Origin of the sequence: Bacillus sp. V26 (assembly GCF_034296245.1) — a bacterium.
Classification (GTDB): Bacteria; Bacillota; Bacilli; order Bacillales; family Bacillaceae; genus Bacillus; species Bacillus halotolerans.
In genome coordinates, this window is the sequence record NZ_JAXKQF010000002.1 from 204,474 (window position 1) to 226,544 (window position 22,071).

20 protein-coding genes and 1 pseudogene are annotated in these 22,071 nt (G+C 46.3%); 10 read left to right on the plus strand and 11 right to left on the minus strand.

Annotated elements, in window-relative coordinates:
- Window positions 1-152: 152 nt before the first annotated feature.
- Together UJ203_RS08280 and UJ203_RS08285 are read right to left on the minus strand one after the other, a co-directional pair.
- Window positions 153-317 (minus strand): aspartyl-phosphate phosphatase Spo0E family protein, encoded by a 165-nt coding sequence (locus UJ203_RS08280; RefSeq protein WP_024120848.1) that lies wholly within the window; start codon window positions 315-317, stop codon window positions 153-155.
- A gap of 152 nt (window positions 318-469) precedes the next feature.
- Window positions 470-1,426 (minus strand): CotH kinase family protein, encoded by a 957-nt coding sequence (locus UJ203_RS08285; protein ID WP_322009849.1) that lies wholly within the window; start codon window positions 1,424-1,426, stop codon window positions 470-472.
- A gap of 156 nt (window positions 1,427-1,582) precedes the next feature.
- Here UJ203_RS08285 and UJ203_RS08290 point away from each other — a divergent pair, with 156 nt between their 5' ends.
- The 3 genes from UJ203_RS08290 to UJ203_RS08300 all read left to right on the plus strand — a co-directional run bounded on the left by UJ203_RS08290 (window position 1,583) and on the right by UJ203_RS08300 (window position 5,813).
- The gene (locus UJ203_RS08290; protein WP_105953767.1) at window positions 1,583-2,488 is read left to right on the plus strand and encodes a fumarylacetoacetate hydrolase family protein; all 906 of its coding nucleotides are present in this window, start codon (window positions 1,583-1,585) and stop codon (window positions 2,486-2,488) included.
- A 114-nt stretch (window positions 2,489-2,602) separates the two neighbouring features.
- Complete coding sequence (locus UJ203_RS08295) at window positions 2,603-2,959, plus strand: YisL family protein (protein WP_044156468.1); 357 nt, start codon at window positions 2,603-2,605, stop codon at window positions 2,957-2,959.
- A 169-nt stretch (window positions 2,960-3,128) separates the two neighbouring features.
- Window positions 3,129-5,813 (plus strand): S8 family peptidase, encoded by a 2,685-nt coding sequence (locus UJ203_RS08300; RefSeq protein ID WP_322009854.1) that lies wholly within the window; start codon window positions 3,129-3,131, stop codon window positions 5,811-5,813.
- A 29-nt stretch (window positions 5,814-5,842) separates the two neighbouring features.
- Here the strand turns inward: UJ203_RS08300 and UJ203_RS08305 are convergent, their stop codons facing one another.
- Window positions 5,843-6,400: a DUF2777 domain-containing protein gene (locus tag UJ203_RS08305; RefSeq protein ID WP_227598289.1), complete on the minus strand. Its 558-nt coding sequence runs from the start codon at window positions 6,398-6,400 to the stop codon at window positions 5,843-5,845.
- A 174-nt stretch (window positions 6,401-6,574) separates the two neighbouring features.
- On the opposite strand from UJ203_RS08305, the gene asnB reads away from it, so the two are divergent.
- Window positions 6,575-8,419: an asparagine synthase (glutamine-hydrolyzing) gene (gene asnB, locus UJ203_RS08310; RefSeq protein WP_322009858.1), complete on the plus strand. Its 1,845-nt coding sequence runs from the start codon at window positions 6,575-6,577 to the stop codon at window positions 8,417-8,419.
- A gap of 133 nt (window positions 8,420-8,552) precedes the next feature.
- Here the strand turns inward: asnB and UJ203_RS08315 are convergent, their stop codons facing one another.
- Entirely contained in the window at window positions 8,553-9,032 is a 480-nt protein-coding gene (locus tag UJ203_RS08315) for a DinB family protein (protein ID WP_024120855.1), read from the minus strand.
- Between the two features lie 286 nt (window positions 9,033-9,318).
- Here UJ203_RS08315 and UJ203_RS08320 point away from each other — a divergent pair.
- Window positions 9,319-10,148, plus strand: a pseudogene (locus UJ203_RS08320) (phytoene/squalene synthase family protein).
- 28 nt (window positions 10,149-10,176) lie between these two features.
- Here UJ203_RS08320 and UJ203_RS08325 read toward each other — a convergent pair.
- Window positions 10,177-11,544, minus strand: a complete 1,368-nt coding sequence (locus tag UJ203_RS08325; RefSeq protein ID WP_059293074.1) for an MATE family efflux transporter — start codon at window positions 11,542-11,544, stop codon at window positions 10,177-10,179.
- A gap of 123 nt (window positions 11,545-11,667) precedes the next feature.
- Here UJ203_RS08325 and UJ203_RS08330 point away from each other — a divergent pair, with 123 nt between their 5' ends.
- The 3 genes from UJ203_RS08330 to UJ203_RS08340 all read left to right on the plus strand — a co-directional run bounded on the left by UJ203_RS08330 (window position 11,668) and on the right by UJ203_RS08340 (window position 14,803).
- Entirely contained in the window at window positions 11,668-12,531 is an 864-nt protein-coding gene (locus UJ203_RS08330; RefSeq protein WP_095713660.1) for an AraC family transcriptional regulator, read from the plus strand.
- 17 nt (window positions 12,532-12,548) lie between these two features.
- Window positions 12,549-13,571: a LacI family DNA-binding transcriptional regulator gene (locus UJ203_RS08335; RefSeq protein WP_305933899.1), complete on the plus strand. Its 1,023-nt coding sequence runs from the start codon at window positions 12,549-12,551 to the stop codon at window positions 13,569-13,571.
- Window positions 13,572-13,774: 203 nt separating this feature from the next.
- Window positions 13,775-14,803 (plus strand): Gfo/Idh/MocA family oxidoreductase, encoded by a 1,029-nt coding sequence (locus tag UJ203_RS08340; RefSeq protein ID WP_227598286.1) that lies wholly within the window; start codon window positions 13,775-13,777, stop codon window positions 14,801-14,803.
- Window positions 14,804-14,854: 51 nt separating this feature from the next.
- On the opposite strand, the gene UJ203_RS08345 is transcribed toward UJ203_RS08340, so the two are convergent.
- Window positions 14,855-15,364, minus strand: coding sequence for a DinB family protein (locus UJ203_RS08345; protein ID WP_227598285.1), 510 nt, complete (start codon window positions 15,362-15,364; stop codon window positions 14,855-14,857).
- 56 nt (window positions 15,365-15,420) lie between these two features.
- Window positions 15,421-16,029, minus strand: a complete 609-nt coding sequence (locus UJ203_RS08350) for a LysE/ArgO family amino acid transporter (RefSeq protein ID WP_105953758.1) — start codon at window positions 16,027-16,029, stop codon at window positions 15,421-15,423.
- 118 nt (window positions 16,030-16,147) lie between these two features.
- On the opposite strand from UJ203_RS08350, the gene UJ203_RS08355 reads away from it, so the two are divergent.
- On the plus strand, window positions 16,148-17,605 hold the full coding sequence (locus UJ203_RS08355) for a PLP-dependent aminotransferase family protein (RefSeq protein ID WP_248338320.1): 1,458 nt from the start codon (window positions 16,148-16,150) through the stop codon (window positions 17,603-17,605).
- A gap of 1 nt (window position 17,606) precedes the next feature.
- Here the strand turns inward: UJ203_RS08355 and UJ203_RS08360 are convergent, their stop codons facing one another.
- Window positions 17,607-18,245 carry a pentapeptide repeat-containing protein gene (locus UJ203_RS08360; protein ID WP_202853476.1) on the minus strand — a complete coding sequence of 213 codons (639 nt, stop codon included), beginning with the start codon at window positions 18,243-18,245 and terminating at the stop codon, window positions 17,607-17,609.
- 207 nt (window positions 18,246-18,452) lie between these two features.
- Here UJ203_RS08360 and UJ203_RS08365 point away from each other — a divergent pair, with 207 nt between their 5' ends.
- A complete protein-coding gene (locus tag UJ203_RS08365; RefSeq protein ID WP_322009877.1) occupies window positions 18,453-19,256 on the plus strand; it encodes an alpha/beta hydrolase in 804 nt (267 codons plus the stop codon).
- A 25-nt stretch (window positions 19,257-19,281) separates the two neighbouring features.
- Here UJ203_RS08365 and cysC read toward each other — a convergent pair whose 3' ends face one another.
- The 3 genes from cysC to UJ203_RS08380 all read right to left on the minus strand — a co-directional run bounded on the left by cysC (window position 19,282) and on the right by UJ203_RS08380 (window position 21,892).
- A complete protein-coding gene (gene cysC, locus UJ203_RS08370) occupies window positions 19,282-19,881 on the minus strand; it encodes an adenylyl-sulfate kinase (RefSeq protein ID WP_217827169.1) in 600 nt (199 codons plus the stop codon).
- Window positions 19,878-21,047: a sulfate adenylyltransferase gene (gene sat, locus UJ203_RS08375; RefSeq protein ID WP_322009882.1), complete on the minus strand. Its 1,170-nt coding sequence runs from the start codon at window positions 21,045-21,047 to the stop codon at window positions 19,878-19,880. Before sat ends, cysC begins: the two co-directional genes overlap by 4 nt.
- A gap of 134 nt (window positions 21,048-21,181) precedes the next feature.
- Window positions 21,182-21,892, minus strand: a complete 711-nt coding sequence (locus tag UJ203_RS08380) for a phosphoadenylyl-sulfate reductase (protein WP_024120870.1) — start codon at window positions 21,890-21,892, stop codon at window positions 21,182-21,184.
- Between the last annotated feature and the right edge of the window lie 179 nt (window positions 21,893-22,071).

Genomic DNA, 22,071 nt, shown 5'->3' on the forward strand with positions numbered 1-22,071 from the left:
TATCTGCCGTGATATTTCATGCTGATCCTGAAAGGGTCTGCTGAATTGTTCTTGTTTTCGGACGGCAAATTCTCGCCCTGAAGCATATCTCAGGATGTTGATGAGCAATAGCGGCGGGTGAGGCGGGAAGCCTTTAAATACATATCATATGATCACACACGGGCGTTTTGCCCCCAAGAGGTGATTTCTTCTTTAATTCGAATATTGAGCAGACTGTCCAGCTCTTGGCTGCATTGAATCGTTTCTTTCGAATTCATACCGTATTTTTGTGCTGTTTCAATTAGCATAACTCTCATTTCTTCAATTTTTGTATTCATGAAACAATCTCCAATTCTAGATTTTATTTTGATGCATACAGGATATAGATAGTATAACCTATTTTGGCTGAAAAGGTTGCCTTTCGTCAATTTGACTAAAAAAGCGACAATTTTTGCTGCGGTCTTTTTGACTTGCTCTGGTTGAGAAAGGACTATAGTCTCGCCAGGTGTACTTGTAAAAAGTCCTGCCGCTCTTCGATTTCGCGCAGGATATTTGCTTGCTCCTTCTCTAATTGTAAGGGGCTTTTTTTCATGTGCGGATCATCGCTTGCTCTTTGACAAATGTCAAAATGCCAGTCTCTGATAAACGGAGACAGACGGTCGATCGTAAACTCCCGGCTCAGCACGTTTTTCATTAGCGCGTGATATTGTGCCCGGAAAGCTGGGATGGAGAGAAGTCTTGACGCAAGTGTACGGCCGTTTGCCAATAGAGGGTCTTCTTCTGTAAATCCGTATGCGGCAAGCGCTTTTGTTTCCATTGGAGCGATGTGAAAGCGGCCGGTCTCGTTCAAACAAAAGCCGTAATAAAAGGCTTGGCGTGTGCAGGCGCTGCCGATCAGCCACAGGAAAAACAGCTTTACATCAAGATACATTTTAATTCGTTCGGCAAATTCGTCATCCTCCGCTGTACAGATCAGCGTGATAAATTCACGTAAGTATGCGGTGCGCTGTCTGTTTTCAATGGAAGTGTCGTGGTTGAAAACAGACAGCGGAACCCTCGGATCGGTATCCTTCACTTCATAAATGGCTCCTTTCGGAAGCCGGCGATTCTCATCGAGCCCATCAATTTTTAAATAAATGCCTTCCCTTTGACCATTGATGATCAGAAAGATGTAAGAGGCATCCTGGGAAGCGACGCCGATTTGATGAAAAAAACAATAAGCAAGCCTGCGCCGCATCAGTGAAGGATCATCTTGTTCCGCATTCAGATAAAACTTTTTTTCACCGAGCGGAGACTGATCACAGTTTATTTCATAGGACGCCTTTTGCAGGCTGTCACGCTGTGTGAGAAGAATGGGAGAAACGATTCTGTCTGTCATCATCAGTCCCTTGGCAGTCCCCGTTCTGTTAAGCTGCTGCCGACGAAAAAATAAATGTATGCTTTCCATATTCTTTCCTCCTCCTCAGAAGCCATTTGTATGATATGTACAGCGAGCCAGTCCCGAAACGGGAATGAAAACACGCATTTGATAAAAAGGAATTTCAGCATTCGACAGAGAATAATTGAAGTAGAACTCTGATTTAAAAGATGATGGAGGAATAACATGAAATTTGCGACAGGGGAACTTTACAACCGAATGTTTGTCGGCCTGATCATTGAAGATGATAAAATTATGGACTTGCAAAGGGCTGAAAAAAAACTGTTTGAACTTGAGACGATTCCGGGTTCGCTGATTGAGTGTATCGCAGAAGGGGATAAATTTGTTGCGCATGCAAGGCAGCTGGCCGAGTGGGCGAAGAAACCAAATGATGAGCTTGGATCATTTATTTACTCATTATCTGACGTGAAGCTCCATGCGCCTATTCCTAAGCCGTCAAAAAATATCATGTGCATCGGCAAAAACTATAGGGATCACGCAATTGAAATGGGCAGTGAGGCTGATATTCCGGAGCATCCGATGGTATTTACAAAATCGCCTGTAACAGTCACTGGCCACGGTGATGCGGTAAACAGCCATGAGGAGGTCACCTCTCAGCTCGATTACGAAGGAGAGCTTGCTGTCGTCATCGGAAAAAGCGGCACCCGCATTTCAAAAGAAGAAGCTTATGACCATATTTTCGGATATACGATTGTGAATGATATCACGGCGCGGGATCTGCAAAAAAGACATAAGCAGTTTTTTATCGGAAAAAGTCTGGATACGACATGTCCGATGGGACCTGTGCTTGTACATAAATCGTTAATTCCCGATCCGGAGCGCCTTAAGGTTGAAACGAGGGTCAACGGCGAGCTGCGCCAATCCGGCTCGGCAAGCGATATGATTTTCTCTGTCGCGGAATTAATCGAAACCCTTTCAATGGGGATGACGCTTGAAGCGGGGGACATCATTGCCACCGGCACGCCGTCTGGTGTAGGAAAGGGCTTTACACCGCCGAAATTTCTGCGGCGAGGCGATCAAATCGACATCACGATTGAACCCATCGGAACGCTGTCAAATCAAATCAGCTGATCATAAGGAGGGCGGCACAGGAACCGCCCGCTTTTTCTGTGAATCATCTTTGTAGCCAGGGACAAGATCGTGGTACTATAAGTGGGGTAATGTTATCTGATAGGGGGAACATGTATGACACACATGCATATTACATCATGGGTGGTAGCGCTGATCCTGCTTTTCGTCAGCTACTCGCTGTATTCATCAGGAAGTGCGAAGGGCGCCAAAATCACTCATATGATTCTGCGGTTATTCTATATCATTATTATTTTGACAGGTGCTGAGCTGTTTGTCCGTTTTGCCAACTGGAACGGGGAATACGCTGGAAAAATGCTGCTTGGCATTATCACCATCGGACTGATGGAAATGCTATTGATCCGCAAGAAAAAAGAAAAATCAACTGGCGGACTGTGGATCGGCTTTATCATTGTCCTTGTGCTGACAGTGCTGCTCGGTCTTCATCTGCCGATTGGATTCCGATTATTTTAATAGAAAAAGCTTGAACCCGGTTCTAAAGAGAATCGGGTTTTTTTTATATGGTTCCTCCCTGATATTCCAAATCATTTAAAATAACCTTAAAATTCCCTGTAAGCGGTATCTCGGCCTATGAAATTATGATACTCTTCAAAAAGATTCATTATTTTACAGGAGGGATAACATGAAACGAAGAAAATTCAGCTCTTTTTTGGCGGCAGTGCTCATTTTCGCACTGATCTTCAGCCTTTTTTCTCCAGGCACCAAAGCAGCTGCTGCCGGAACCATTGATGTAGCCGGTGTGCTGGAAAAAGGCAAAGAACAAACGGGAACCATGAAGGAACCGGAGCAGGCGAAATGGTATCAAGTGAATCCTGGAAAGGCAGATATTCAGAAAGACTCGCATATGGCACTGACTGTTAAGAGTGATGCTGTTCTGAATGTATCTGTCTATTCAAGCAAGGAAAAAGCGCTTAAAGATGAGACGTTTGACATGTACCGTTCCTACACAGCAGAGGATGGAAAGAGCGAAATTGTTTTTCCTTATGCATGGAGCGGCCCTTACTATGTAAAGGTTGAGAACCTTGGGGAAGAGGAAACGGAAGACGGAGGAAGCGCAGAAGCAGCTGCCGAAGCCAAATATACGATTGGATATACAGGCACCAAAAAACAGCCCTCAGATCTGGAAGAGGAAGAAGCCTGCCCGGTGGAAATGAGTGTCGACCAGAAAAAATCGGGAAAAGGCATTCTGGCAAAGCTGAGAGCGATTCGTGATGAGCAGCTCAGCCAAACAGCAGAGGGCAAAGAACTGACAAGCCTTTACTACAAAGCGGCTCCATTTATTGCTGCAAAACTCGCACTCAATAAAACAGAGAGAAATGAAGTCTATCAAGATCTTGTGACGTTAAAACCGATGTTTGACGATGTGTCAGAAAATGGCGCAGCGTCTGCATATAAGGTAACCGAAAAGGATCAAAAAGCAATCAATCGGTTATACGAAAAGGTTTTACAATCTGTTCCGTCTTTCCTGAAAGGGGATATAAAGAAACAGGCGGAGCGATTAAACATCACAAAGCTTGAGGGCAAGACGGCAGGAGCGGTTTTATCTGAAAACAGCCTGGCGGCAAAAAGCGAAGTTCAGACAACAAAGGTGATTTTTAAGGTAAAAGACAATAAAAGCCTCTCATCAGTACATAACGAAATGAAGGGCTTTTCTGCCAGCGCGCAATCGAAACAAGACATTTCCAATGTGAATAAGGCAAAGAAACTGTTTGACAACCTCTACTCTTTTGAACTGCCGAAGGATCAAAAGCAAAGCGGGACATACACGGCAAGCGCAAAACGTGTGAAAAGCGCTGCCGCGACATTATCCAAAATGTCTAACGTAGAATTTGCTGAACCGGTTCAGGAATACAAAAGCCTGTCTAACGACGTTCAGTACTCTTACCAGTGGCCGCTTAGAAACAATGGTGAAAACGGCGGCATCAAAAATGCAGATGTCAAATATGAGCCTGCCAGCACATTGCTGTCCAAGCGCAAGCTGAACGATACATTGATTGCGGTTGTGGACACAGGTGTAGACAGTACGCTTGCTGATTTAAAAGGGAAAGTAAGAACCGATCTGGGACACAATTTTGTGGGACGGAATAACAATGCAATGGATGATCAAGGGCATGGAACGCATGTCGCCGGCATTATCGCCGCCCAAAGTGATAACGGCTATTCCATGACTGGCCTGAACGCCAAAGCGAAAATTATACCGGTTAAGGTGCTTGATTCAACAGGCTCCGGAGATACTGAACAAATTGCCCTCGGCATCAAATACGCAGCTGACAAAGGAGCAAAGGTCATTAACTTAAGCTTAGGCGGAGGCTACAGCCGCGTGCTTGAATTTGCTTTGAAATACGCGGCTGACAAAAACGTCCTGATTGCGGCAGCCAGCGGAAATGACGGAGCCAATTCCTTATCTTACCCAGCTTCCTCTAAATATGCCATGTCAGTCGGAGCGACGAACCGCATGGATATGACAGCAGACTTCTCTAACTACGGGAAAGGTCTCGACATCAGTGCGCCGGGTTCTGATATCCCGAGCTTGGTGCCGAACGGAAATGTGACGTACATGAGCGGAACGTCCATGGCGACGCCTTATGCTGCAGCTGCGGCAGGGCTGCTGTTTGCGCAAAATCCGAAGCTTAAAAGAACAGAAGTAGAGGATATCCTGAAAAAGACAGCGGACGATATTTCCTTTGAAAGTGCCGATGGTGAAGAAGAGGAAATGTATGACGATAATGGCGATCCAATCGAAATTCCCCGCATTCCAGGAGTTGACTGGCATTCCGGATACGGCCGGCTGAATGTGATGCAGGCTGTCAGCGCTGTTGATTTACAGGTGAAGGTCAATAAGCTGGAAAGCACGCAAACAGCCGTCAGAGGAAAAGCGAAAGAAGGCACGCTGATCGAGGTGATGAGCGGCAAGAAAAAACTCGGCAGTGCCAAAGCGGGAAAAGACGGTACATTTAAAGTCAGCATCCCGACTCAGAAACAAGATAAAGTCCTGCATGTGAAAGCCACTAAAGGCGATGCAAAAACATCCTTACAAGTGGTTGTCGTGAAAGGAAAACCATCCGGCACACCGAAAGTAAAGGCTGTCAAAACGAAAGACACAGCAGTAAAAGGCAAGGCCAACAGCAAAGCGGTGATCAAAGTGAAAAACAAATCGAAAAAAGTGATCGCTTCTGGTAAAGCTGACGCAAAAGGTGCCTTTACAGTAAAAATCAAAAAACAAAAAGCCGGTACGGTGCTGTACGTCACGGCAGCTGATACGGATAAAAAAGAAAGCAAGGCTGTAAAGGTTGTTGTAGAAAAATAAAGAAAAAGCGGTGCTGAAGCACCGCTTTTTTATTTGCGTCCCCGCTGGACCGCTGAATACATAATAGAACGTTTTCCATCGGAAGCCGTCCATTCGAACCGGTCGCCAGCCGTTCCTCTGCTGTAATGGTGCTGCAGCGCGCATTGGGCGGTATCATTTGAAAAGTGATAAAAGGAAACACCTTGTTCCTCTGAGATATTCGAAAAGACCTCTTTATTATAAGAAAACACGCAATCGAATACCGATAAACCAAAGCTGTGCAAATGCTGTAAAAAAGCGAGAAAGGTTTCATCATCCAGCGAATCCAGAAGCGTCATAAGCGGACGTTTTACCGATTTTTCAAAGCGTATGCATTCTCCGCCGGAAAGGGAAATGTCTTCTCCGCAACATGTCAGAACCATTTTGTCCTGGAAATCGGCCTGCTCCCACTTTTCTTCGCGCTGAATCCAGATCGGTTTGTTTTGAAGACTTTCCGCCAGCAGCACATCACCTTCCTGGTTTTCGATTAAGCATATGCCGTCTTCGATCAGAATGGTGCCGTATTCCCATTTCTGTTCATCTTTATATAGAAATTGTTTTCGTTTCATAAATGAAGTGCTCTCCTTTTTTCTTCGTTCCTCTCTTTTCTTTCCAATACAAGCCTGTCCCATACAACTCTTTTGTGGACAAATCAACTATCTGTCTATAGATGCATAAACTTACTAAGGTGCTGAAAGAAACGAATTTGATACCGAAAGAAACGGGATTGGAGCTGATATCACATGTGTGGAATTACGGGTTGGGTCGACTTTAAAAAGCAGCTCGTCCAAGAAAAACAAACGATGAACAGAATGACAGACACTCTTTCCAAACGGGGGCCTGATGATTCTAACGTTTGGGGAGAGCACCATGTTTTATTCGGACATAAAAGGCTTGCGGTTGTTGATATTGAAGGCGGACGCCAGCCGATGGCATGCACCTATAAAGGGGATACGTACACAATTATTTACAATGGTGAGCTGTATAACACGGAAGATCTGCGCAAAGAGCTGCGGGCGCGGGGCCATCAGTTCGAGCGGACATCTGATACCGAGGTGTTGCTGCACAGCTACATTGAATGGCAGGAGAATTGTGTGGATCGCTTGAACGGCATTTTCGCCTTTGCCGTGTGGGATGAAAAGCGTGATCTGCTGTTTGCGGCGAGAGACCGTCTTGGCGTGAAGCCGTTTTTTTATACGGAGCAAGGCTCTTCTTTTCTCTTCGGATCAGAACTCAAAGCCATCCTCGCACACCCCGAGGTGAAGGCGCGAGTGGACAGAACGGGTCTCTCGGAAATTTTCGGGCTCGGACCGTCCAGAACCCCGGGGACAGGCGTGTTTAAAGGCATTAATGAAGTCCGTCCGGCCCATGCGCTGACATTTTCTAAAGACGGACTGAACATATGGCGTTATTGGAATGTCAAAAGCGAGAAACATACGGACAGCTTTGAAGACAGTGTGGCCAATGTGAGGTCGTTGTTTCAGGATGCGGTGACGCGGCAGCTAGTGTCGGATGTTCCGGTTTGTACGTTCCTATCCGGCGGACTTGATTCGAGTGCGATTACCGCCATTGCCGCAGGCCATTTTGAAAAGGAAGAAAAAGCCCCGCTTCATACTTATTCGATTGATTACGAAGAAAACGACAAATTTTTTCAAGCGAGCGCCTTTCAGCCGAATGACGACGGGCCGTGGATTGAAAAAATGACAGAGGCTTTCGGCACGACGCACCATAAATGCGTCATCAGCCAAAAAGATCTCGTCGATCATTTGGAGGAAGCCGTTCTGGTCAAAGACCTGCCGGGAATGGCTGATGTCGACTCATCCCTATTGTGGTTTTGCCGTGAAATCAAAAAGGACTTTGTTGTCAGTCTGTCAGGAGAATGCGCGGATGAGATTTTCGGCGGATATCCGTGGTTCCATACAGCAGACGTTGAGTCCGGTTTTCCGTGGATGAGATCAACTGAAGAGCGGGTGAAGCTGCTCTCCGATACGTGGCAGAAAAAATTGAATTTGAAGGAATACGTACATGCAAAATACGAAGAAACCCTGGCCGAAACGCCGTTATTAGACGGTGAAACAGGTGAGGATAAAGCAAGGAGACAGCTGTTCTATTTAAATATGCTTTGGTTTATGACCAATCTTTTGGACCGGAAGGATCGCATGAGCATGGGGGCGAGCCTTGAGGTGCGGGTGCCGTTTGCAGATCATCGGCTCGTTGAATACGTCTGGAATATCCCATGGGAAATGAAAATGCATGACAACCGGGAAAAAGGCATTTTGCGAAAAGCGCTTGAAGGCATTTTGCCTGATGAAATCTTATATCGTAAAAAAAGTCCGTATCCGAAAACGCACCATCCTAAATATACAAAAGGAGTCAGCGAGTGGCTGAAAGCGATCAGGAGCCAAAAGGACTCCGTGCTCCATACCCTGCTGGACAGAAACCAATTGGATCAGCTTTTAGAGACGGAAGGCTCCTCCTTTCAGGTCCCATGGTACGGACAGCTGATGAAAGGGCCGCAGCTGATCGCCCATCTTGCCCAAATTCATACATGGTTTGAGGCGTATCGGATTGATATTGACGAGAGGTAGGTTCTATTTTAAAAGCTGGAGATGTATAGATTAAAATAAGAAAGGATAGATGGGCAGAGAAATTATGCTCTATCTATCCTTTTTTTACAACAGCAATATCGAAGTGTTGTTGCGCCAAAGTCCCCACGTTCCTTCAATATGAATGAATAGGTTTTAATGTTCTGCCGATAAAACTAGCTGATACTGGGCTTAACTTTAATTCCCTAGCCCATACAGAAAGTTGACCAATATGGTGGATTTCGTGAGCGATTATATGGTGTAATATTTCATCTCGCGTATATAGAACATCTTTCTCCCAAGGAACGCTTACAAGTTCATCTTTTATTTGCTCTGAATGTGTTTCTAAAACATCAATAATTTCAGTTCGGAATGTATTTGAGAGGGATTTCACTTTATCGAGTGTATGATAATCAGCGAACTGAACAACGATATCTTCTTTTCCTTGGATAGCACGAACCCAACTATATTCCACGTCAATAATATGAAAAAGGGTATATAAAATATTCTCTACCCCGCCAAGATGGTTTTTAAGTAACTCTTCAGTGCTTAGTTGATGACACCAAGTAAACCATTGATCTCTAACCTGCCAGTTATATTCAAAAAATTTTATCACTGAACTCACTCCATTACTATAATGTATTAAATAACAATTAGCCCTTTTTTTCGTGATTCCTCTTTTATTGAAGCAGTGATTGAGAAGTGTTTAATCTCTATCTGTTGTATGGCATTAAAAATAAAAAAGCATATCTCGTTGATGGTCCTGTTCAGACTAGGCATTCGAGGTTTATATGATTGAAGCAGCATGTTGCGCATTTTTCATTCTTGTTACTTTTACAAAGTAAGAATCGGCTTTTTCTTCATATACAATTAGGAGCAAACATAATAGACTTGAAGAAGCAGTGATACATAGGAGTGAAAAGAAATGAAAGAGATAAAAGAAGCTTATCAGCAGTGCGGACAGATTGTCAGCGAATACGCGCCAGCCTGTTTCCGGGCATTCTCATTTCTCCCGCTGAAGCAAAGACAAGCTGCTTGGGCTGTTTTGGCGTTTTGCCATACGGCAGCCAGTGCAGATGAGAAGGCGATACCTGTATTTGAAGCTGAGGCTGAACATGTTTTTCAAAGGGCAAGTAACGGGAAACACGATTTGTGGAAAGCGTTCGACCATGCGTATCAGACATTTACATTAGACAGCGAGCCTTTTCGGGAGTTCCTTGCCGCAAAGAAAGATGAATCGAAGACGCATGAAACCCTTGATGAACTGCTCATGGACGCATATCAGACGGGCGGAAACGCGGGATTGATGCTGCTGCCGATGCTGACGCGCCGAAATCAAGATCAGCTCAAACAAGCAGCGGTCTCTCTCGGCTTGGCCATACAGCTGATTCGAATTTTAAACAATCTCGGCACGGACCAGCATCAAAAAAACCGCATTCCCCGCCAGGTGATGCAGCAATTCGGCTATACAGAGGCCGATCTTCAAAAAGGCACCGTCAATAAAGCGTTCACGATGACGTGGGAGTACATCGCTTTTGAAGCGGAGGCCTACCTTGAAGAGTGCCTGGATGCCCTGCCGATTTTCCCTCAGTATTCTCAAAAAGCGGTAAAAGCTGCAGCTCAGCTGTACCGAGCCATTCTGGAAAAAATCCGAACGGAGCAGTACAACGTATTTGGACACAAGCATGCCTTAACAGACAGCGAAGCAAAAATGATTCTGTCCGAGCTGTAAAAAAACACCCGGCTTGTTCTGCCGGGTGTTACGCCATACCTTTTTGAATCCAGATCCGTGAGCGCCATCTTCTGTACATTAAGATTCCCCGGACCCATTCGTCCGCGATAAAAGAAATCCATACGCCGGCAAGCCCGAAACCGAGATGAATGCCGAATAGATAAGCAAGCGGAAGGCCGATGCCCCACATGGAAATCATCGCCATGTAGACCGGGAATTTCGCATCCCCCGCGGCGCGCAGAGAGTTAATAATAATCACATTAAATGAGCGGCCCGGTTCAAGGATGATGGTCATCGCAATCAAAAGGCTTGCGGTAGCAATAATATCAGGGCTTTGTGTGAAGATGCCGATAAGGTCTTTTGAAAAGATTGTCATCAAAACAGATGTGGCCGCAGCAATTCCGAGCGCCCAATACAAGCTTTTCATGCAGCGCTCATATGCGGCATCGAACTGTTTGCCGCCGATATAGCGGCCGATTAAAATTTGTGTGCCTTGGCTGATCGCAGTCCCGAAGAGCAGAATAAACATCGTAATATTTTGCGTATACACTTTGGTTGTTAAAGCCTGCGCCCCCATGATGGCAATAAAATAAGTGACAATCATTTGCGAAAGGTTATAAGAAAGCTGTTCACCTGCTGAAGGAATGCCGATTTTCAGCAGCTTGCGCAAATGGTCTTTATGCATATGAAATACTTTTTTCAACGACATCTTCAGCTGAATGCGTTTGTTTACAATGACAATCATCGCGATTAATCCGATAACACGCGCGATAGATGTGGACATGGCAACACCGGCTACGCCGAGAACTGGAAAGCCGAACAGGCCAAAAATGACAACGAAGTTTCCGGCAATGTTTAAAATGTTCATGCCGATTGTGACAAACATTGTATCCTTTGTGTAGCCATAGCTTTTTAAGATCGCGCTGAATGTCATGATTAAAGCCTGAATAAAGGACAGACCTCCGACAACTTGTAAAAAGACTTTAGCGTCAGGCATCAGCTCATTTGATAATCCCATCATATGAAGCAGAGGAACTGCCGCAAAAAAGATGAGAGCGCTGATCGCAAGGCTGATGAAGAAGTTGGCTGCGATTGACACATAAGCGACTTCCATAGCTTCTTTCTTTTTCCGGGATCCTAAAAATTGTGAGATGACAACAGTTGTTCCTGTTGCGATAAAACTGAACATCACGATAATTAAATTCAAAATCTGGTTGCTGACGCCGACTGCCGCCACACTGTTATCTGAGTATTGGCTGAGCATCAGTGTATCAGCATTACCCATAAACATATATAATGAGACCTCAATAAAGATCGGCCAAGTAAGCGAAAATAATGAGAACGATTTGTCAGCGGGTTTTTTCAAAGCAGTTGATTTGAAGACAGCTTGTTTCATAGTGTCTAACCCCTTTCGTAAATAAAATCAACGTTTTAAAGTGTACCTCCATTTCCTTATAATAAAAAGGGAGAGAAACGATACTTCTTGCAAAAATCCGACTTAAAAAGGAGGGTGATCAAATTGCCTCGCATCCTGTTTACAGTCCCGCCTTTCCCGGTGTTTATCGCAGCCGGAGAAGGGGTTTTTAAAAAAGGAGAAACCCATGTCAAACGCGTTTTTTCTGTATTTGATCTGATATACGTCAAGCAGGGGACGTTATATATCACTGAAAATGAAAAATCGTTCTCTGTTGAAGGGGGCGAATATATCTTGCTTTCTCCCGGTCTTGAACACTATGGGACAAAGGGCAGTGATGAAGCGACCTCCTATTATTGGCTTCACTTTGATGAACATCAATATGAATTTACCGCAAAAGGGGGCAGCAATTGGGCAGAGCTTCAGCAGGAAAAGGGGAGCTTCGAGGAGCCAGCCCGCTACGGGCTCGCATTGCCGAGAAAAGGCAAGGTGCAGCGCCCGCAATTTATGGCGCAGCAGTTTGAAAGGCTCATTGATTACTCCGCAGAAAACTCCGATTTGCCGCTCAGAAAACAAATCTTGTTTGAAGAGCTGATGCTGCATCTTCAAAAGGAGGCGTTTCAAATTCCGTCTGCAAAAGAGCGGGTGGCATGGGAGGCGGCCCGATACTTACAGGAGCATTATAAGGAGAAAACGACAATCAAGGATCTGTCGCTCGCCCTGCACTATAATCAGGATTATGTGACCCGCTGCATGCAGCAAGTGCTTGGTGTCACGCCGGGCCAATACACAAATCGGGTAAGAATGACTGAAGCAAAGCGTCTTTTATCCTCGACAAATGATAAAATGGGCGTCATCGCGGAAACGATTGGAATGGAGGACCCGACATACTTTTCAAAGCTCTTTAAGCAAATTGAAGGCATTTCACCAATTGAATACCGGAAAATTGTCAGCCGGAAAGTTCAATAAGCAGACGAGGGATGAAGATGAAAACGACAATTTACGATGTGGCGAGAAAGGCGGGTGTCTCGATCACGACCGTATCGCGCGTCATTAACCATACGGGCCGGATCAGTGACAAAACAAGGCAAAGGGTCATGAATGTGATGAAGGAAATGGAGTACACGCCCAATGTCCACGCCGCTGCTTTAACGGGAAAGCGGACCAATATTATCGGCCTTGTGACGCCTGATATTTCAAACCCGTTTTACGGCGAGCTCGCGAAAAGCATAGAGGAAAGAGCGGATGAGCTTGGTTTTCAGATGATCATTTGCAGTACCGATTACGATCCGAAAAAAGAAACGAAATATTTTTCTGTCCTAAAGCAAAAAAACGTAGACGGCATCATTTTTGCGACAGGAATTGAGAATCATGACAGCATGTCAGCTTTAGAGGAAATCATTAGCGAACATATCCCGCTCGCCATGATTTCTCAGGATAAGCCCCTTCTTCCGATGGATATCGTTGTGATGGATGATATTCTCGGCGGGTATGAGGCTGCCAAGCATCTTTTGTCATTGGGCCACACGAGGATTGCCTGCATTGTGGGTGACGGGTCAACGACAGGTGAAACAGACAGAATCAAAGGATTCCGGCAGGCGATGGCGGAAGCGAATGTGCCGGTCGATGAGTCGCTGATCGTTCCGACACGCTTCTCTTTGGAGAGCGGTAAGGAAGAGGCGGGAAAATTGCTGGACAGGGATAGGCCAACGGCTATTTTTGCTTTTAACGATGTATTGGCCTGTGCCGCCATTCAGGCGGCGAGAATAAGAGGCATCAAGGTTCCGGATGACCTGTCCATCATCGGGTTTGATAACACCATCCTTGCTGAAATGGTCGATCCGCCCCTGACAACGGTAGCCCAGCCGATTAAAGAAATGGGGCAGCGCATCATTGAACTGCTGGCGGAAGAAATCGAAGGAAAACGAAAGGCAAAACAAAAAATAGTGTTATCACCCGAGCTAGTGATCAGACATTCTACAGCACCGTTCACGAAAAGAATCCGATAATGCAGCGGGTTCTTTTCTTTTTGACAGCGAAGGCGAAAAAGATATTGCATGGGAAGAAAGGACATTGTAAAATGAAATCACCTTTTGAGAAAGCGCTTGCGCAAAAATATATCGGCCAAATAGTGGATGAACCGCTATTTTTTTAACCATTATGGTAAAGCGCTTTCATTAGGTGGTAAAAAGGAGACTAAGGAGATGAGGACATGGGAAATCGAGTAAGATGCGCGGTATTAGGGTTAGGGAGACTGGGATACTATCACGCAAGAAACCTTATGACCAGCGTTCCGGGAGCTGAGCTTGTCAGTGTCGGTGATCCGATGACAGAAAGAGCCGAGCAGGTCGCTAAAGAATTCGGGCTTGAAAAATGGTCGGATGATCCGCATGAGATTTTAGCAGATTCCGAGATTGATGCAGTGGTCATCGTAACGCCGACAAGCACGCATGGGGAAATGATCATCAAAGCGGCGGAAAACGGCAAGCAGATTTTCGTTGAAAAACCGCTGACATTAAACCTTGAGGAATCAAAATCAGTTTCTGAAAAAATAAAAGAGACAGGTGTCATCTGCCAAGTCGGTTTTATGAGGCGTTTTGATCCTGCATATGGGGATGCGAAACGGCGGATAGACGCGGGAGAGATCGGCAAACCCATCTATTATAAAGGCTTTACACGCGATCAAGGGGCGCCACCCGCTGAGTTTATCAAACATAGCGGAGGGATCTTTATCGACTGTTCCATCCATGATTACGATATTGCCCGTTATTTGCTCGGAGCGGAGATCACTTCTGTTTCCGGACACGGCCGGATTTTAAACAACCCGTTTATGGAACAATATGGCGATGTTGATCAGGCGCTGACGTATTTAGAGTTTGATTCCGGCGCAGCGGGAGACGTCGAGGCAAGCAGAACCTCTCCATACGGCCATGACATCCGTGCAGAAATTATCGGGACAGAAGGCAGTATTTTCATAGGGACATTGAGAAACCAAAATGTGACCATCCTGACCGCTAAAGGGAGCAGTTATGAGATCATCCCAGACTTTCAAACTCGTTTTCATGAAGCCTACTGCTTAGAACTGCAGCATTTTGCAGAGTGCGTCCGAAATGGAAAAACACCGATTGTGACAGATGTCGATGCGACGATCAATTTAGAAGTCGGCATCGCCGCGACCGATTCGTATCGAAGCGGCAGGCCTGTACAGCTTGATGTGGAGCGTGCTTATACAGGTATGTAAAAGTTAATAGGTTCCATTTGTGGCTTTTCCGCCAAAAAAAGCAAGGACAGTTTAGCCCTTGCTTTCTCTTTTCTCATATAAATAGTACATATAATCAGTAGGTACGCCTGAATGGCCCAGCTGTCTTAGCATGGCCGTCACGTTCCCTCTGTGATAAGTGCCGTGATTGACGACATGCAGGATGGTGTCTGCATAGGTTGATTCCAGTGTACCGAGTTTCGGATGCTGCATGGAGAAGGTCTGTTCTAAGTCCGTCTGGCGGCTGAAGAAATGATGATACTGTAATTCCAACTCGGAAGCGTGCTGTTTAATCGCTGCCATATTGCCATTCGCGGACTCGAATTTGCCTGTGCCGTCTATAATCTCTTGGTAGTCCACTCCCGAAAGAACGTTCAGCCATATGTAGTCAGCCCTGCACATATGAAGCAGTACGTCACTGACTGAAGGGAATACGCTCTTTACTTCTTGATAAGCAGTTTCCTCCGGCAGGTGTTCGATATGGTTCAAGATTCGCTTGTTCGCCCAGGAATGGTAGTCATAAAACTGTTTAGCGTCAGTCACAAACATCGCCCCCTTTTCTAAATAGAATTCGATGTTTAGGCTGTGGTTTCCTCCAGTTAACGAAAGATCGAGAACAAGAAATAGACGGCGGCAGCCCACATTACCACCGCAGAACATTTGTTTACGATCAACATAAGCCTGCCGCTCGTATCTATCGTCTGAAACAGCCGGCCCGCTATCGCAAGACTGATAAACCAAATCCAAGACACAGCGATGCAGGCGGCCATAAAGAGCCATTTCTCAAGCCCTGAATACTGCAAAGAGCTTGTACCGATGACGCCGACAGTGTCTAAAATGGCGTGCGGGTTTAACAGAGACACGGCTGCGGCAAATGCGGCTTGTTTCTTTGCTGTGAATATATTGTTTTCTTTGTCATCCGTTTTCGGACGGCTGTTCCATGTTACCCAGCCCATGTAAATGAGAAACAAAAATCCCACGGCCATCATTCCCGTCTCAAAAACAGGCACCTGCTGCACAATGACAGATACACCCGCAACCGCTAACACAATGAGCAGGGTATCGCAGACAGAAGCACTGATGACGGCTGGCAGCGCCAGCCAAATATGCCTTTGCCACGCTCCCTGCTGAAAAATAAACACATTCTGCGCCCCCAGCGGCAAAATTAAGCCGAAGGCCAGCACGATTCCGTGAATCATTGCATTCATGCTGAAAAAACTCCTTTCACATCTGTTTTTCTCATAATAATAGAGAAGATTTTACATGTCTCCGGCCATTTGGTTGGTTTTGAAACCAGCCAAATGTATAATGTGAAAAAAAGGGGGCTTGACGTTGTCACATTGGCAGCCAAGCCGTGAATCGGACATTCCGCTTCATCGGCAAATCGAACAATATATAAAAGAAAAAATTCTCCATGGCGAGTGGGCTGTAGGGACGAAAATTCCGTCACAAAGAACGCTGGCGGATATGTTTCAGGTCAACCGAAGCACAGTGACATCGGCGATTGATGAACTCACGTCTCAAGGTCTGTTAGAGGGGAGAAGAGGCGGCGGCACAAAGGTAGTAAACAGCACATGGAGCGTGCTTGCGTCAGCTCCGCCACTTGATTGGAGCACCTATGTCCGCTCAGGGATTCATCATCCCAATTCTTCTATCATTCAGGATATCAATAAAAACGAGGCGCGAGCGGATATCATTCGGCTGGGGACGGGAGAGCTTTCACCAGAGCTGCTGCCGGCTGAAACGATGCGCAGGATGTTTCAGCAAATCAATCCGCATGTTCTGTCTTTAGGATACGAACAGCCGAAAGGAAATATAGATCTGCGGGAGGCGGTGGCTGAGCATTTAAAAACAAAGCATATCAATGTGTCACCTTCAGCCATTTTAATTGTATCCGGCGCACTGCAGGCGCTCCAGCTCATTTCGATCGGGCTTTTAAAGCGGGACTCAGTCATTTTGACAGAAAAACCTTCCTATCTTCACTCTTTGCATGTTTTTCAATCCGCAGGGATGCGGCTTCGCGGTTTGCCGATGGATGAAGAAGGAATGCAGGCGGGGCTGATTTCAGCTTACCGGAAGCAATACGGGGGCCAGCTGCTTTACACGATTCCGTCGTTTCATAATCCAACTGGCATTGTCATGTCAGAGAAGAGAAGGGAAGAGGTTGTCAGTCTGTCAAAAAAAGAGCAGCTGCCGGTCATTGAAGATGATGCGTACGGTGATTTGTGGTTTGAAGAACAGCCGCCGCTGCCGTTAAAGTCGATGGATCAGGAAGGCAATGTCCTGTATCTCGGCACGTTTTCGAAAACAGTAAGCCCCGGTCTTCGAATCGGCTGGCTGGCCGGCCCGGAACCAGTTATTGAAAGGCTGGCTGACATTAAAATGCAGACGGATTACGGATCGAGCGGCCTCTCTCAATGGGCCGCGGCGCGATGGCTGTCACAAGGATATTATGAAGAACACCTCGCTTGGGTAAGAAAGGAGCTGAAGAAAAGGAGAGACGCGGCACTTCAGTTTCTTCAGCAGTATGCAGGAGATATTGCCGAGTGGCGCATCCCAGCCGGCGGCTTTTATATATGGGTCACATTCCATAAACAACTGCCTGTCAGGCAGCTGTTTATGGAATTATTGAAACAGCAGGTGCTGGTGAACCCCGGTTCCGTTTATGACGGCGATGACCGGCGCAGCATTCGGCTGTCGTATTCCTATGCGTCTCTTCAGGATCTGAAAATCGGCATCAAGGCGGCTGCAGATACAGCCCGCCGCCTGATGACGCAGGCTTAAGCTAGACGATGACAGCTCCCAGCGCTCTCGCAAAGGCCATTGCGTGCTCCGGAGCAATTTTGCAGCCCTTTAATTTGTCTAGTGAGACATGGATCTGTTCAAACCGGCAGGAGCTGATGTCCACGTTTTGAAGTGACGTACCGGTAAAGTTGGCGCCCTCCAGTTCGCACGCATCAAAGTGTGTCTGCTGGAGCGCCATGCTGCTGCATTCACTTTGCAAAAGGACACAATGATGAAACAGAACGTGTTTCATATTCGAATAATAAAATGAACTGAATTGCCCGTGACATTCCTCGAACGACACATTCCGCAGCGTTGAGTCCGCCAAGTTCATCCCGACCATTTTCGATTGCTTCAATAAAGTTCTGTGCAGAACAGCCCCGCTGAAATCAGCGTTCGATAAATCGCATTTTTCGAAAATCACATCTGTCAGCTCAATAAAACGGAAGGAAACATCGATAAACACGACATTCCGAAATACGGTTTTTTCAATACAAAGCCTGTCTATGTCTTCACCGGAAATTGAACAATCTTCAAATAAATGCATGCTGATCACATCATCTGTTGCAGCCGTTTCATGAAAATCGGCGGCTTGCAGGTTTTCTGGTACGTACGGTTTTTGAATCGCTGTTTTATTCATCATTTGACATCCTTTACATTCCTGAATGACCTAAAACCATCAGGATCAATTTCATAGATCGTTTCCGCGGATTGATACATATAGTAAAACGTGAAGAGCCTATTCTGGGTGCTGCAGCCCGCTTGTTTTGTAAGCATAAATGCAAAGCTTCCCGCACGTCAAGGCGTTTACAAGACGGGAAGGAAAAGGGAACAGGAGGAATGTGAAGTGGGGCATTACGTAAAAACCGAGGAGAATGTGACACTGTTTGTGGAGGATATCGGGCATGGAAGGCCGATGATCTTCTTGCATGGCTGGCCGCTGAATCATAAGATGTTTGAATATCAAATGAATGAGCTGCCGAAAAGAGGTTTCCGTTTTATCGGCATCGATTTTCGGGGCTACGGTGATTCCGACCGCCCGTGGGAAGGCTACGATTATAATACGATGGCAGATGACGTGAAGGCCGTCATTTATACGCTGCAGCTCGAGAATGCGATTCTCGCCGGCTTTTCAATGGGAGGTGCGATTGCGATCCGTTACATGGCAAGGCATGAGAGCACCGATATCGATAAACTGGTTTTATTGTCAGCGGCCGCGCCAGCATTTACAAAGCGCCCGGGCTATCCGTACGGCATGAGGAAACAGGACATTGATGACATGATTGAACAATTCAAAAGCGATCGGCCGAAGACGCTTGCTGACCTGGGAAGACAGTTTTTCGAGAAACAAGTTTCTCCGGAGTTCCAGCAATGGTTCCAGAATCTTTTGCTGGACGCTTCCTCATACGGAACGATTCACTCAGGCATTGCGTTAAGAGACGAGGATCTCAGAAAAGATCTGGCGGAAATCAAGGTGCCGACACTCATCCTGCATGGCAGAAAGGACAAAATCGCTCCGTTTGATTTTGCCAAAGTATTAAAACGCGGCATAAAGCAGTCGGAATTGGTTCCGTTTGAAAACAATGGGCACGGGCTCTTTTATGAGGAAAAAGAAAAAATAAACAGCCTGATTGCACAGTTTGCTAAATAAAAAAACCCGATCAATGTCGGGTTTTTTAAATGATGCCTTTGTGCTGCAATTCTTTGATGATCAAATCAGCTCCATCCGCAATGGACGTTTGGTCAGATTCAATGATCAAATCGGGAGAAAGAGGCGCTTCATAGGGAGAATCAATCCCCGTGAAATGTTTAATGTCGCCGTTGCGCGCTTTTTTATAAAGACCTTTCGGATCCCGCTGTTCACAAACCTGGAGCGGGCATTTCACATAAATTTCGAGAAATTCTCCATCGGGAAACAGCGCTCTGACCATATCCCGATCCTCTCTGAACGGAGAAATAAAGGCTGTTAAGATCATTTGGCCGCTATCGACAAACAGCTTTGCGACTTCCCCGATCCGGCGGATGTTTTCGATTCTGTCCTCAGTCCGAAAGCCGAGATCTCGATTCAATCCGTGGCGGATATTATCGCCGTCAAGGACATAACTCTGAATTCCCATGTGATAGAGCTTTTCATCTACGGCATTGGCGAGCACTGATTTTCCTGAGCCGGACAGACCGGTAAACCAAAGGGCGCAGCTTTTATGTCCGTTTAAGCTCTGTCTGTCAGATTTTTGGATCACCGCTGGATGCCAAACGATATTCGGGTTGTGTGTCATTCTGATCCCCCGCTGTTTCTCTGAATGGCAACAGGCTGCTGATGAAGCCCTTTTATCAGCACGCTTGCAACCTCGGGCCGGCTGAATTCTTTCGGCGGCTTTTTGCCTTGGCGGAGAAGCTCCCTCACTTTGGTGCCTGATAAATGGATGTGATCTCTCGCGCTGTGCGGACACGTTTTGGAGGTGCCCATATTTCCGCATTTCCGGCAGTAAAAGCTATGCTCAAAAAACAGCGGCTTGATGCCCAGCTCTTCCTCGGTGAATGATCCGAAAATGGTCTGTGCGTCGTACGTTCCGTAATAGCTGCCGACACCTGCATGATCGCGTCCGACGATAAAATGGGTGCAGCCGTAATTTTTGCGGACGAGCGCATGGAAAATCGCTTCACGCGGCCCGGCATACCGCATGGCGGCAGGGAACACCGATAACATCACCCGATCCTTTGGATAATACTGGTCAAGCAGTACTTGGTAGCTTTCCATTCTGATATCACTCGGAATATCATCTGATTTCGTTTCTCCTATTAGCGGATGAAGCAGCAGACCGTCGACGGTTTCCAACGCTGTTTTTTGAATATATTCATGGGCTCTGTGAACGGGATTCCGCGTCTGAAAGCCGACAATTGTTTTCCAGCCGAGCTTTTCAAAGGCCGTTCTCGTTTGTGCCGGCGCTGCATAAAACTGTTCGAAGGACTTATCGGGAAGGCGGCTGACAAGGATAGGCCCTCCAATATAAAAGTCCGGACGCTCCAGCAGTTTTTTTACTCCGGGGTGGGCGGGATCGTTTGTTTTATAAACAGACAGCGCCTCCTGTGTTTTATCTGGCTGATAGATATCGGTCACTGTCATCATGCCGTACGTCACGCCGTGTTTCACAAGCTTCACGTGATTTCCGACAGACAGCTGTTTTGCTGTTTCTTCGCTGACAGGCAGCGTAATAGGCAGACTCCACGGCAAACCGTTCGCCAGCCTCATCTCTTTCACAACGGAATGATAATCTTTTTCTCCCAAAAAACCTGTTAACGGGCTGTAGCCGCCGATCGCGATAAGCTCGAGGTCGCTCAATGCCAGCTGATCAAGCTCAGCTTCGCAAGTGCAGCCATCAAAAGTGCATGCGGGATCGAAGCGGTTGATTAACACCCCTCCATGGGGCTCGATTGCATTCACGTGCTTAACCTCCATCTTTGCGTTTTACATTGTTTTTTAATAGTCTGCCATTTCTTCGCTGGACGGGCTTTCTCATCAATAGAAAATGTAGATTGAAACCTGCCGGCGCTTCCATTCTCACGACATACGGTCTTTCATTCCTGGTGCAGACCGCATTCAGTTTTCTCGCGTCCGGCCCATCTTCCCGCTCTCTCATCATTTGGGTTTGAAGAAGGCAATGTGCACATTTCACAGCCTATGCTCGGGTAATTTTGATCGTGCAGTTTGTTGTAAGGCAAATTGTGGAGCCGGATGTACGTCCAAACATCATCCCATGTCCAGTGAATGAGCGGACAGATTTTAATAAGCTTAAATTTCTGATCCTGGTTGATGAATTGAATATGCTTTCTCGTCGGTGATTGCTCCCGGCGCAGACCTGAAATCCAAGCTGTCATGCCTGATAAGTGTTTTTGCAGAGGTGCGATTTTCCGTAATTGGCAGCAGAGATTCGGGTTGTGTTTCCATAATTCATCGCCGTATTGCGCCGCTTGTTCTTTTAAGTTCAGCTCGGGTTCAAGCAGCTGGATCGTAAATGCCGGGTATTTTTGTTTGACGGCTTCGATCAGCTCATATGTTTCCTGAAAATGGAGCCCTGTATCTAAAAAGATGATGTGCGCATGTTTGTTGATCTTTGAAATTAAGTCGAGAAGCACCATCCCTTCAGCGCCAAAGCTGCATGCATACACGATCTTATCCCCGTATGTCCTGTAAGCCCATTTCAATACATCGAGCTCATCGATCAATTGGTCCGTCATCTCTTTTGCCAGCGTTTCGTTCCATGTGTCAAAGGTGATGTGTTCGTTCAATATTTTCCCCCCGTTTTGCATCTGTCTGTTTTTTATCTATTGATCGAGTTATAGGCAGACTATTCACTTTTGAGATAAAGGTTCAGGGTTTTTAGGTGTGCGGCCGCCTAAATGAGGAGACGGAGGCGCGGCGGAACCAATAAGAGACCAGCTGAATATGCTTTTTAGCAAAATGGTTT

What these genes read in the sequence shown, in the direction of transcription:
- UJ203_RS08280 (WP_024120848.1), bottom strand. Translation starts at nt 317, where the DNA reads ATGAATACAAAAATTGAAGAAATGAGAGTTATGCTAATTGAAACAGCA.
- UJ203_RS08285 (WP_322009849.1), bottom strand. Translation starts at nt 1,426, where the DNA reads ATGGAAAGCATACATTTATTTTTTCGTCGGCAGCAGCTTAACAGAACG.
- UJ203_RS08290 (WP_105953767.1), top strand. Translation starts at nt 1,583, where the DNA reads ATGAAATTTGCGACAGGGGAACTTTACAACCGAATGTTTGTCGGCCTG.
- UJ203_RS08295 (WP_044156468.1), top strand. Translation starts at nt 2,603, where the DNA reads ATGACACACATGCATATTACATCATGGGTGGTAGCGCTGATCCTGCTT.
- UJ203_RS08300 (WP_322009854.1), top strand. Translation starts at nt 3,129, where the DNA reads ATGAAACGAAGAAAATTCAGCTCTTTTTTGGCGGCAGTGCTCATTTTC.
- UJ203_RS08305 (WP_227598289.1), bottom strand. Translation starts at nt 6,400, where the DNA reads ATGAAACGAAAACAATTTCTATATAAAGATGAACAGAAATGGGAATAC.
- asnB (WP_322009858.1), top strand. Translation starts at nt 6,575, where the DNA reads ATGTGTGGAATTACGGGTTGGGTCGACTTTAAAAAGCAGCTCGTCCAA.
- UJ203_RS08325 (WP_059293074.1), bottom strand. Translation starts at nt 11,544, where the DNA reads ATGAAACAAGCTGTCTTCAAATCAACTGCTTTGAAAAAACCCGCTGAC.
- UJ203_RS08335 (WP_305933899.1), top strand. Translation starts at nt 12,549, where the DNA reads ATGAAAACGACAATTTACGATGTGGCGAGAAAGGCGGGTGTCTCGATC.
- UJ203_RS08340 (WP_227598286.1), top strand. Translation starts at nt 13,775, where the DNA reads ATGGGAAATCGAGTAAGATGCGCGGTATTAGGGTTAGGGAGACTGGGA.
- UJ203_RS08350 (WP_105953758.1), bottom strand. Translation starts at nt 16,029, where the DNA reads ATGAATGCAATGATTCACGGAATCGTGCTGGCCTTCGGCTTAATTTTG.
- UJ203_RS08360 (WP_202853476.1), bottom strand. Translation starts at nt 18,245, where the DNA reads ATGAATAAAACAGCGATTCAAAAACCGTACGTACCAGAAAACCTGCAA.
- cysC (WP_217827169.1), bottom strand. Translation starts at nt 19,881, where the DNA reads ATGACACACAACCCGAATATCGTTTGGCATCCAGCGGTGATCCAAAAA.